We start from the raw sequence: 12,297 nt of genomic DNA on the forward strand, positions 1-12,297 counted from the left end.
TCAAAAACCACCCAGTGATTCTTTCGTCTTGATTGTTTTCGAGACAGAAATCACTGGGTGGTTTTATGTTGAAGCTCGTTTTTGCCCAGCCTCTTTTAATCTGTCACTTCCAAAAGATGAACTTCCATCTTTTGAATGAAATAATTTTGAGAAATAAAGCTCTGCTGCACAACCTTCAACTCCTGATTATCAGACATGAGGTGTTGTTCATTTTCCTCAGCATCAACATAATCTTTAGCCGTTGATGCCTGATAAACCCTGGTCTCAAGTAAGATAGAAAAGCCATCTTCCAAACTATCAACGATGATTTCGACATCAGAAAAATTTTCCTGAGCCAAATAGATGGCTCGCTTACAAAGTCTATCAAGTACAGATGACAGGACTTCCAAGTTAGTTGCATAACCATCAATTGGACGGCAAACAAGCAGGTGAACAGGGACACGCTTACGCTGAGCCAAAATATTATTCTCCAAAAGCGTCAGCTTGATAAAAGGGATATTGATTTTGATCAATTCCTGAATGATTTTGCCATCAGACTCTTGTAAATAGCTCTGACTTCTTGCAGCTAAATCCTGATAAACTTCCTTAACTTCATTGACATTTCCAACCTCGATGCTATCACGCAAACTAATCAAAATATTTTCATAATCATGCTTAAGCTTTCGAAGATTCGTATAAAATTGCTCAATATAGCTGTTATAGGTCTCCAGGACCTCCAAATGCTTATCCTGCTCAAACTTAATAGCCTCTGCCATACGACGTTTAGAATAGTAATTCAGCATGATTGAAGCTGTTAAAAAGAGCATCCAGAAGATAAAAATCAAAACAGACTTACTTGTTATCTTAGAAATCGCTAAAACAATCCCTGTGTAGCGCGGTATGATAAAGGATATCTCCGACAAAAAATAATAAGAAATCATAGCCAGATTAATAACCAGCAAGATGAGATTATTACGATTATCAATCTTACGAATCAGGGAGAAATTCATGTTAAAGAGACGGTGAATAATCAAAAGCAACAAGATTGACAGCACATAACTAAAGCTCACCATCAAACTGCTCACCATAATCATATCCTCTGTCACTGAAAAAAGAGGCTTATAGATAAAGAGTACTATCAACCAGGTCAGAAAATCCGACAAGACATAGGTGTACATGGCATAGAAAATATTGATACTTCTTTTACTATTTGGGTAAATAGCAGAGCTAATAACAAAGAGCCCTATGGGATCAAAGATAATCGACGTATAGTACTGACTAAGACTGGTTACTAAAAAAGCTAAAAAGATAATCAGCCAGTGCCGACTCAGTTGTTTCCAGGAGGTCCTTGAAATAATGGCATAATTGAAAACCTCTGTCACAAAGACCGTCACAATATAAAGATAGAATGCCAAAGCTACCTCCCTTCTTAGTTAGCTGAGGACAAAAGTTCTAGTTTCTGAGTAAATTCAAAATTATGGCTGCTGGTTGACAACATAGCCATCGGGTAGTCATCCAAAATCTGAGAAACATTTGAGAGACCAAGTCCTCGATTTTCTCCCTTGCTAGAGACACCTAACTCAAAAATATGAGAAGTATTGATCTGCTCCTCCTTAGTAGCATTTGAGATAATGAACAAGTGACTATCAAAATTTTTAAAAAAGGCGATTCGGATTGTGGGCTGCTCGGTCCCAAGCGCAGCCTCAATAGCATTGTCAAAGAGAATAGAAATCACGATAGCCAGGTCTAGACTGGAGATTGGCGTTTCCGTAATTAAATCTGGGAATTCTGTTGAAATAGTGATTCCCTTTTCTTCTGCCTCCAAAATTTTAGCAGACAAGACACTCTTTAAAGCACTATTTTCGATGGTAATCAAACGCCCCAATTCAAAGTGACTACTCGAGTAATAATCGATATTCTTTCCCAAGATACGATTATAGGTCTGTCGAATGACTTCAATATCATTGCTGTCACAACTTTCCTTGAGTTGCCTCAGCATATCCTTATAATCATCCTCAAAGACAAGAATTTCCTGATAAAGCTGTTCCATACGCTGACCATAATGCTCAATATTAGAAATACGTCTTGCCTGTTCTTCAGCAATCTTTTCTTCAATATTTTTATGGGCCGATTTCCCTAAAGTTGATAAGAGATAGATAAATAACATTCCATATGTACAAACCAAGAACTGCCTAGCCAGCGGAGCTAATTCCCATAATCCTAAGTCCTGAATCGATGCAAGGGCATATACTACTACATAATAGATGCCCATTGATACACAGAGGTGCTGCAAGATACGGTAATAATGTTTTTTCTTGCTAGTAATCGCGTGATACAGCGATCGATCAAATAAAATCGTATATTCCACAAAAAAATAAAAGGGAAAAACCAAAAGATAAGACAAAGTAAGCCAGAGGGCATTCTGATTGACAACTGTGATATCCTTAGCAAAATAGTAGGACAAAATATAGAAGGCTGAAAAGCGGGAAAAAATATCCACAAAAACAGCTGGGAGTAAACTAAAAAACAGCCGCTCTTTTAAGTCCATCTCCTTCTGATAAACAGTAGCTAGAATAAACAAAATCAAGGGATCCAGAAAGGGAAGATTAAAAGAGGGATGGCTCGTAATAAAAAAGACTTCCAGGGTCAGCAAAATCGCTGTCAACCAAAATTTTGGCCTAGTCCGAGTCATTCGCAGATAGATCCAATAAATGATCAAGAAATTAAAAATTGTAATAAAAGCATTAAATGCACTAGTCATTCGAAGTATTTCCCAGTCAATCATAGCCACACCTCCTCTTCTTTTCTTTTTCTATTTTAACATAAATCAAAGATTTTAAACATCCGTTTTTTAAAATTGACATAAATATTAATAATACATAGTGAAATCCCTGAAATATTGGCTTAAAGTGATTATTTATCCTTTTTTCAACGCTATACTTTGCTATATATTTTTTTATCAAAAATACTAAAAAACATCTCAAAATAAGAAAATAATATTTTTTAAGAAATATAACTAGTTCGTACTTTTCATTTTATTCTTATCATCAAAGAAATATGCATGAAAAAAAGCCCCAAATTGGGGCTTCCACTCTTATTTGTGACTCAATTTCTTGGTCAAGAAATCACCGACATATTGAACGATAAAGATCAAAATCAAGAGCAACAAGGTTGCTGTGATGGTCACGTCTGTGTTAGAACGATTGTATCCATAGTAGATAGCGATATAACCAAGACCACCTGCACCGATAGCACCAGCCATGGCAGTTTCACCAACTAGGGAAATCAAGGTTACCGTTGACACGCGCACAATTTCTGGCAGTCCTTCTGTCAAGTAAACCTTGATAATATCCCAAAGTGTCGCACCTGAAGCCTGAGCAGCTTCGATAACGCCACGGTCAAGCTCTGCTAAGACAACCTGCACCTGACGGGCAAAGAAGGGGAAGGTTGCTGCTGACAAAGGAACCAGTGCAGCCGTCATTCCCAAGTTAGTTCCTACAAGGAAATAGGTTACACCCTTCAAAATAGCAAGCAAGATAATGAAAGGAATGGCACGAAAGACTGAGGTAATCTTATCCAAGATTTGAAAGACCACCTTGTTTTCAATAACACCACGTGGTCCAGTTAGGACTAGGAAAAGCCCCATAACTAGACCTAGAAAACCACCGATGACAAAGGAAATTGATGTCATATAAAGGGTCGCTTGAATGGCATCCAGCCAAGAATTTGTTCCTGTTAAACCAATATCATAAACATTTGGTAGGTTGGTTTGAATCCACTCAATCATCTAGACACCTCTTTTCAATACAGTTAGTTCAATTCCAGCTTCTGAGATAGCTGTCTGCGCAGCTACCAAATCATCCACTTGACCAGTCAATACAACCACCATCTCACCGACTGGTGTATTATCCAAAATCTCAATATTTCCATAAAGGATATTAGCTGTTACCTGATGGTTTTTATAAAGTTCGTTCAAGATTGGTTCATCCGTTGATGTCCCAGCATATTTAAGCTGAGCCAAGATAGCATTTTTTGGCAAGTTTTGAACTAAATCTTGCTGTTCAATCTTAACAAGCGCTTCATCAATACCAGTAGCTGTTTTAATAAATTCCTTGGTCAATTCTTCCTTAGGATTTGAGAAAATATCAAGAACAGAACCTTCTTCAATCAAGAGACCATTCTGCATCACAGCGACACGGTTACAAATATCTTTAACAATCTGCATCTCGTGTGTGATCATAACCACTGTCAAGCCAAGTTTTTTATTAAGGTCTTGAAGCAAGGCTAAAATCTGCTTAGTCGTCTTAGGATCCAAGGCAGATGTTGATTCATCAGAAATCAGAATCTCTGGATCATTGGCAAGGGCACGCGCAATAGCGACACGCTGCTTTTGACCACCTGATAGTTGAGATGGGTAGTTATCCGCACGATTTGCTAGACCAACAAGCTCTAAAAGTTGACGAATTTTCTGATCCTTGTCTTCTTTTCCAAGTCCTGAATGACGCAAAGCGAAAGCAACATTTTCATAAGCTGTCTTTTGAGCCATCAAATTAAAGTGCTGGAAAATCATCCCGATTTTCTGGCGTTTCTGACGCAACTGACCACTGCTGAGTTTGACCTGACCGTCCGCATAGGTCACATCACCACCGACAGTAATCTTACCAGCAGTTGGAACCTGCAGTAGGTTGATGACACGGACTAAGGTTGACTTCCCAGCCCCTGAATAACCGACAATACCGTAGATATCACCCTTGTTGATTTGGACTGAGACATTCTTTACCGCCTCAATCACACGTTTTTTCTGGTAAAAGGTGATGTCGATATTCTCAAGATTGATAATGACATTACTCATAACTTGCAATTAACTCCTTAATTAGTTCAATGTGGGTGTAGTAATCAGCCAAGCTGACATTCTCATCGCCTCCATGGTCACGACTGTTAGGATTTCCAAGCCCGAAGGCAGCCATAGGTACCCCCAAAGCCTCATAAATCATGTGCATCGGACCAGTTCCAGCAGAAGTCGGTAACACAGAAATTCCTTTTTCATAAAATTTTTCAGCCTGTTGGATAAGATTGAGAATAGCTGGCGCAGACATATCGCTGCGATAGCTCTCCTCACCCAAAGTATAGGTGACCTTGATACGATCAAAGCCAGCCTTTTTTAAATGCTCTTTTATTTTCTCAAGAACATAGGCTGGTGTCAAGCCCGGAACCAGACGCATCTCCATCTTGGCAATAGCTTGCGCTGGTAAAATCGTCTTGACCCCTTGCCCCTCATAACCAGTCGATAAACCTTCGATAGATAGGGCAGGTTCAAAGAAATAACGCTTCAAGAAATCACGACGATCCTTGGTCAAGACTGGCAACTTGAGACCATACAAACGTCTCAGATCATCTGTATTTTCAATAGCATAGCGCTCTACCAAATCCAATTCACGCTCATTAGGCTCTTGAACCTGGTCATAAATGCCATCAATTAGAATACGACCTGAACCATCACGCATACTTGAAATAGCATTCAAGAGATACCAAGAAGCAGATTCTATAACTGCACCGTATTTAGAGTGGATATCAACCTCGGCACTTTCAACAGACAAGTCAAAGGTAATAATCCCCTTATTACCACCAGTGATTTCAAGCTGATCTTCCGTGTTTTTATTGCCTTGTTCCCAAACGAGTAGATCCGCTGGTAGGAGATCCTCACGGTATTTTTCCAAATACTTGTCAAGGTCAGTTGAGGCTGATTCCTCTGCACCCTCCATCATAAAGATGATATTAACAGGTAGTTCACCAACTTCACGGACATACTTTCTAACAGCCGTCAAACGAGCTGTGATATGCCCCTTGTCATCATCCACACCACGACCATACATATAACCTTTGCGCACGGTTAATTTAAAAGGATCATCTGTCCAAGGCTGGTCATTGTCAGCAGGAACCGTATCATAGTGCTGGTAAAAGATAATGGTCTTAGCATTCTCTCTTGGACTCTTAAACTTAGCAATCACAAAAGGTGCTGTATAAGTCTCATCGATGGTTACTTCTGCACCGACATTGGCAAAAATTTCACCCAGATATCCTGCCACATCAGCTAGACCTATATTCTGTGCAAAGATTGATTTTTTTGAAATCAAGGTTCTCAAAACCTCAAAATAGTGCTGAGCAATCTCGTCATTACGAAACTTATCGATTTGCTCTTGTTCTTTTGAAAATGTCATGTTTTCTCCTATATCAGAAATCTGAAAATAGCCAGATAGCAAGTTTAACTCGATTTTTAAATCCAGAAATTAATTCCCAGATAAACCAAGAGAGGTCGAAATCTTCCGATTCCACCTCTCTCCTTTTATCAATAGGCTGTCCCTGTTAGCTAGGCCTATCTTAGTTTGATGATGAACTTGTTACAGTTGCACCTTCCCAAGCTGGGATATCAATGTAGTTAGATGCTGATTGGATCAATTTACCAACTTCATCTGATTGGTAGGCTTTAATCAAGACTTTGATTGCATCAGCCTTGTCTGAGCTTTCCCAGTCTTTTTGAGCAGCAATGACGTTAACCCATTGTTTTGAGTTGTCATTAACTTCTTCAGTGTAAAGGGTTGTGTTGTAGTCAACTTTAGCTGTTTGTGCAAAGGCATTGTTGATAACAGCTGCCGCTACTGATGTCAATGTTGAAGCTGTTTGGCTAGCGTCAACTTCTTTGATGTCAAGATTTTTTGGATTTGATGAGATTGATGAAAGCGTTGCTTCCTCTTCACCTGAAACGCTAAGTTTAATCAAACCGGCTGCTTCAAGAAGGTAAAGGGCACGGCTTTCATTAGTCGCATCGTTAGGAACTGAGATAGTCGCTCCATCTGGAATCTCGCTGACTTTAGTGTATTTTGCTTTGCCATCACCGTCAACTCCTGAGAAGAGACGGATAGGGCTAAGAAGAGTATCAGCAGCTGCTACCAAAGTACCGTTGTTGTCCTTGTTCCAGCTGTTCAAGAAGTTGTAGTGCTGGAAGGCATTGACGTCGATTTCACCATTTTGAAGGGCTTCATTTGGTTGGTTGTAGTCTGTGAACTCTGTAAATTTAAGAGTCACACCTTCTTCCTTAGCTAATTCAGTAACCTTGTCCCAAACTGGCTCAGTTGTATCATCAAGTGTCATGATACCAACATTAAGTGTTTTAGTGTCGCTTGATGATGATTTGCTGCCACATGCTGCAAGAAGTAGAACTGATGCTGCTGCAAGCCCAGCAATTCCTAGGATTTTTTTCAATTTCATAATATTTCCTCACTTAAATCATTTTACTTGTCTATTATCTCATGCTTACTATGAATAATCAAATTGTTTATAATTGTAGAAATGTATAGTTAAAAACTATAACCCCATTGACTTTTGTTATAGAATTGAACCTATTTTTCTCATAAATAGACGATTATTCTCTAAATAAACGCGATTGGGACGAAAAAAGAGAAGAGGTCTAGGACCTTGTCCCAGCCTCTCCTACTATTATTAGTCACCTGATGGTACTTTCATATCTGAAGCAGTTGGGATGTAGTCTGCACTGCCAAGGAATTGCTCTGCCAATTTAGCAAGCGTTCCATCTTCTTGAAGTTCTTTCAAACGTCCGTTAACAAATTCTTGAAGATCATCTTGACCATCAGCAAACAAGAAGTAGATGTATGGTTGTTCTGATGACTCAAGTTCAATTGTTTTAAGATTTGAAAGGTTTTGGTTTTTGATGATTGAGTTTACAGTTGGTGCATCGAAAATCTTGAAGTCTGCTTTACCATCGTTAAGGTTAGTCAAGATTTGAGTGATGTTTTCATTTGTATAGTTCAATGTAACTGGGTTGTCTGAGTGCTCTTTGTTGTACTCTTCCAACTGAGTTGCTGTAGATGTTCCTTGAACAACTTGAGTTGAGTGACCACCGATTTGATCGTATGATGTGATATCGCTATCGTTCAAGACTGTCAATACAGATGGTGTTGCACCGATTGGGTATGAGAAGAGGTACTTAGAAGCACGCTCTGCTGAGTAAGAAATGTTGTTACCACCCATTTGGTATTTACCTGAGTCAAGACCTGTAAAGATTGATGACCATTCTGTTTTCTTGAAAGTCACTTCATACTTGTCTGAACCTTCAAAAACAGCTTTAGCAACTTCAATATCATAACCTGTCAACTCACCGTTTTCTTCATATGAGAATGGTGCTGTTGTTCCAACAGTCGCAAAAACAACTTCTTCTTTTCCTGATTTACTTGAGCTACTTGAGCTTGATGAACATGCAGCCAAAACAAGTGCTGAAGCAAGTGCAATACCTGTAATTCCGAGAATTTTTTTCATTTTCATCTCTTTTTCTCCTATAGTTGAGCCGAAGGCTCATTAATCATTTTTATTACGTTCTCTATCTTAACATTTTCTTAAAAAGATGACTAATATTCTTTTCTTATCACACTGATAAAGAAAACTTATCACTCCTTCTAAAAGCTATTCTGACGCTTTTTTCGAGAAATAATTTAAAAGAAGCTGAGCATTTTCCACAAAATAATTAACCGCAACTGGTAGGGCCTCATCTTTAACGATAAAGGTATCATGATGAAGGTCAGGTGCATTCTCTTCACCATTACCACCGATAAAGGCAAAGACTCCAGGAATTTTCTCTTGATAGGCAGCGAAATCCTCACCACCAGTTGATGGACCTACCTCGATAACCTCCGCAAATTTCTTTGAGTTTTCAAAAATGAGCGGTGTCAACTCTTCGTCATTGTAAGTTACATTTGGTGTCTGTCCCCAAGAAATCTCTACCTGAGCACCAAATTGCTGGGCTGTCTGCTCCACAATTGTAGTAAATTGCTGACGCATATGCTGACGATTTTCCTTGGTAAAGGTTCTGATAGTCCCCTCAAAGAAGCCCTCACTAGGTAGAACATTCCAAGTTGAACCAGCATTGATATGAGTTACAGACAGAACTGTTGGTTCAAATGGAGAAACTGTTCGTGATACGATTGCTTGTAAATTATTGACCATACTTGTAATGGTCAAAACAGTATCCACTCCCAAGTCAGGTCGCGCAGCATGACCACTAACTCCCTTAACAGTTACCTTGAATTTCTCCACTGCAGCCATGATAGCTTTGGAGCGCAAGCCGATTTGCCCAGGCTTCAAAAATGGCATATTGTGGTAGCCGATAATGGCTGAAACGTCATCTAAGACACCCGTCTCCAAGACTGCATAGGCCCCCTTAGAAACCTCTTCAGCAGGTTGGAAAATCAGGCGGAGCGTACCATTGAGCTGGTCCTCCTTAGCCTTAAGAAGCTCTGCAGCACCCAAGAGACTGGTCTGATGAAAATCGTGACCACAGGCATGCATGGCACCATTTTTACTAGCATAATCAAAGGTATTTTTTTCCTTAATAGGCAGAGCATCAATGTCAGCACGTAGGGCAACAACAGGCTGGCCAGAACCAATCTCTGCAATAACACCCGTTCTCAAATCAGTCTCAATAATCTTAATACCTAGTTCAGATAGGTAACCCTTGAGAAATTCTGTCGTATTGTACTCACGCTCTGATACTTCTGGATTTTGGTGGATTTCATGGCGAATCGCCGCCAATTTATCATAAAATGCTTCTGTCATAATTACTCCAATTCTGCTTTATCAGGAAGATAGGAACCTCCCAAATACTTTTGACTCAATTTTTCAAGTTGTCCATTCTCATACATGGTCTTTAGAGCTTGGTTGAACTGCTCCTGCATATCCTCGCTATCCTTAGAAAAGACAATATAATTGTTAGGATTATTACCAGTGTCCAAATCAATGACTTTTAAATCGTAGCCTTTTTGTTCAATGATTGTCTCAACAGAAATTTTATCAAACACCAAGTAATCAAATTCTCCATTTGACAAATCCAGCAAGCGTTTCGCAACATCTTCACCTGAATAGTCAATAGTAGACGGCTTACTTGTGTGTTCCTTATTCCAATCCTCAATCAACTGTGCTGTCGATGTCCCTGTATCATCCTGCGTTGTCTTCCCACCGATATCATCTAAAGAGGTAATCTTAGAAGATTCAGGAACGACTAAGACCAAGGGATTTTTAGCAATCGGAAGAGAATAGAGGTACTTTTGCGCACGTTCATCAGTATAAGAAAGATTATTAGCTGCTATCTGATAGTGACCACTATCCATCCCAACAAAGATAGACTCCCAAGCTGTACGTTTGTAGCTTATCTTGTAACCATCCATATATTTACTAGCTGCTTTTACGACTTCAATATCATAACCAGTCAACTTACCTTTCTTATTCTCATAAGAAAAAGGTTTGATATCACCAGCAGTCGCAAGGACGACTTCCTTATCAGCTGCACTGACCGTATTCGTTACTAGCAAACCCGATAGCAAGACCAATCCCAATAAAAACTTTTTCATAAACTACCTCCCACTTGCTAATATCTTACCATTCCCCAAGCATTTAGAAAAATAGATATTTTTTATCAAAGAGATAGACAAGCCCTATCACAAAAAGAGCTGGATCTCTCCAACTCTCTATAATGCCTCCACGAGATAGTGGAAAAGTTTCTGACTCTCTTGCTTTTCAAGCAGTAATTCTGGATGCCATTGGATGCCCATCAAAGGGGAACCATCCTTACTTTCATAGGCTTCAATGGTACCATCACGAGGATCACGCGCTGTCGCTTTTAAGCTAGGTGCTAATTCCTTAACGGATTGACGGTGGATAGAATTGATACGTGAACCAGACGCCACCAAGTGGCTGACACGACTGTCTGATTCCACAATAACCTCATGCGCAGTTCCCTTAAATTCTTTCTGCCAATGATTGGCGATGTCCTGATTCAAGGTTCCACCCAAAGCCACATTCAAAAGCTGCATGCCACGGCAAACAGCAAAGATTGGCTTACCTTGTTTAAGAGCTTCCCTGACAAGAGCAAATTCAAACACATCACGTTCTAAATTATAGTCATCACTGCTAGTCTCTTTTTCCTCACCATAAAAACGAGGATCCACATTTTGACCACCAGACAAAATCAATTTATCAATCATTGAAACATAGGTCTCTGCTAAATCAGGTGTGCCAATAGGAATAATGATAGGAATGCCACCAGCCTCCTTGACACCATCTGATAAATGACGTGAGACCGCATCAAATGTAATACCAGACATGACTGGCATTTCCTTTTCATTCCCTGTAATTCCAACGATGACTTTTTTCATTTTTGCGACCTCACTTTCACTGATTTTCAATAAACCTATTTTAGACCTTTTCTCAAGATTTGACTAATACCATTTTCTTATCACGGAGATAAAAGAAAGCTATCACATAAAAAACAGTAAAAAGAAAAGGTCAAGACAATCGTCTCAACCTCATTTTATGACTTATTAGAAGTCTGCTACATTGTGGTAAACTTTTTGAACATCGTCATCTGCTTCCAAAGCATCGATAAGTTTTTCAAAAGTTTCAAGATCTTCACCTTCAAGTGTCACTTCTGATTGAGGAATCATTTCAAGTTCAGTAACTTGGAATTCTTCAACACCGTTTGAACGAAGAGCTTCGATACCTTTGTGAAGGTCTGTTGGAGCAGTGTAAACAGTGATTGTTCCTTCTTCTGCTTCTACATCGTCTACATCTACATCTGCTTCAAGCAATTGCTCAAAAACAGCGTCAGCGTCATCACCTGCAAAAACGATGACACCTTTTTTGTCAAACATGTAAGATACAGAACCTGCAGCACCCATGTTACCACCGTTTTTACCATAGGCAGTACGCACGTTTGCAGCCGTACGGTTAACGTTTGAAGTAAGCGTATCAACGATAACCATTGAACCATTTGGACCAAAACCTTCGTAACGACCTTCTACGAAAGTCTCGTCTGTATTACCTTTAGCCTTATCGATAGCACGGTCAATGATGTGTTTTGGAACCTGTGCTTGTTTTGCACGCTCAAGTACAAAACGAAGTGCAGCATTTGTTTCTGGATCTGGATCACCTTGCTTAGCAGCAACATAGATCTCAACACCAAACTTAGCGTAAACCTTAGACGTTGCACCGTCTTTGGCAGTTTTCTTGGCAACAATATTGGCCCATTTACGTCCCATGAGGATTCTCCTATTTTATCATTTGTTTTCTTTTGAAAATAGCAGAGCTATTGACAATATCGTCTTTATTATAGCACTTTAGCCCCTATGTGTAAAACAGAAGTCGCAGAAAAAAAGATACTAAAACATACTAAGATTAGTAGTGAGGAAATCTCCGACGGGAGAGAGTACTCACTACTTTTTCTTTATGCTAAAGTAGAGGTGTCTTGTTAAGTCG

General features: G+C 39.4%; 11 protein-coding genes. All 11 read right to left on the minus strand.

All coding sequences use genetic code 11. The features are described from left to right. Positions 1-95: 95 nt before the first annotated feature. The 11 genes from JOC28_RS09255 to JOC28_RS09305 all read right to left on the minus strand — a co-directional run bounded on the left by JOC28_RS09255 (position 96) and on the right by JOC28_RS09305 (position 12,080). The gene (locus tag JOC28_RS09255; protein ID WP_205010408.1) at positions 96-1,394 is read right to left on the minus strand and encodes a hypothetical protein; all 1,299 of its coding nucleotides are present in this window, start codon (positions 1,392-1,394) and stop codon (positions 96-98) included. 14 nt (positions 1,395-1,408) lie between these two features. Further along, positions 1,409-2,479, minus strand: a complete 1,071-nt coding sequence (locus JOC28_RS10890) for a GHKL domain-containing protein (protein WP_205010409.1) — start codon at positions 2,477-2,479, stop codon at positions 1,409-1,411. A 594-nt stretch (positions 2,480-3,073) separates the two neighbouring features. After that, entirely contained in the window at positions 3,074-3,766 is a 693-nt protein-coding gene (locus JOC28_RS09265) for a methionine ABC transporter permease (protein WP_205010410.1), read from the minus strand. Further along, entirely contained in the window at positions 3,767-4,831 is a 1,065-nt protein-coding gene (locus JOC28_RS09270; protein ID WP_205010411.1) for a methionine ABC transporter ATP-binding protein, read from the minus strand. Beyond that, positions 4,824-6,197 (minus strand): M20/M25/M40 family metallo-hydrolase, encoded by a 1,374-nt coding sequence (locus JOC28_RS09275; protein WP_205010412.1) that lies wholly within the window; start codon positions 6,195-6,197, stop codon positions 4,824-4,826. Before JOC28_RS09275 ends, JOC28_RS09270 begins: the two co-directional genes overlap by 8 nt. A 160-nt stretch (positions 6,198-6,357) precedes the next feature. After that, complete coding sequence (locus tag JOC28_RS09280) at positions 6,358-7,245, minus strand: MetQ/NlpA family ABC transporter substrate-binding protein (RefSeq protein ID WP_205010413.1); 888 nt, start codon at positions 7,243-7,245, stop codon at positions 6,358-6,360. A gap of 231 nt (positions 7,246-7,476) precedes the next feature. Beyond that, positions 7,477-8,316: an amino acid ABC transporter substrate-binding protein gene (locus tag JOC28_RS09285; RefSeq protein ID WP_205010414.1), complete on the minus strand. Its 840-nt coding sequence runs from the start codon at positions 8,314-8,316 to the stop codon at positions 7,477-7,479. Positions 8,317-8,454: 138 nt separating this feature from the next. Further along, entirely contained in the window at positions 8,455-9,603 is a 1,149-nt protein-coding gene (locus JOC28_RS09290) for an amidohydrolase (protein ID WP_205010415.1), read from the minus strand. 2 nt (positions 9,604-9,605) lie between these two features. Next, positions 9,606-10,394, minus strand: a complete 789-nt coding sequence (locus JOC28_RS09295; protein WP_205010416.1) for an amino acid ABC transporter substrate-binding protein — start codon at positions 10,392-10,394, stop codon at positions 9,606-9,608. A gap of 117 nt (positions 10,395-10,511) precedes the next feature. Further along, entirely contained in the window at positions 10,512-11,198 is a 687-nt protein-coding gene (locus JOC28_RS09300; RefSeq protein ID WP_205010417.1) for a gamma-glutamyl-gamma-aminobutyrate hydrolase family protein, read from the minus strand. A 165-nt stretch (positions 11,199-11,363) separates the two neighbouring features. Next, a complete protein-coding gene (locus JOC28_RS09305; RefSeq protein ID WP_205010418.1) occupies positions 11,364-12,080 on the minus strand; it encodes a YebC/PmpR family DNA-binding transcriptional regulator in 717 nt (238 codons plus the stop codon). Positions 12,081-12,297 lie beyond the last annotated feature (217 nt).

Origin of the sequence: Streptococcus loxodontisalivarius (assembly GCF_016908645.1) — a bacterium.
GTDB classification, from domain to species: Bacteria; Bacillota; Bacilli; order Lactobacillales; family Streptococcaceae; genus Streptococcus; species Streptococcus loxodontisalivarius.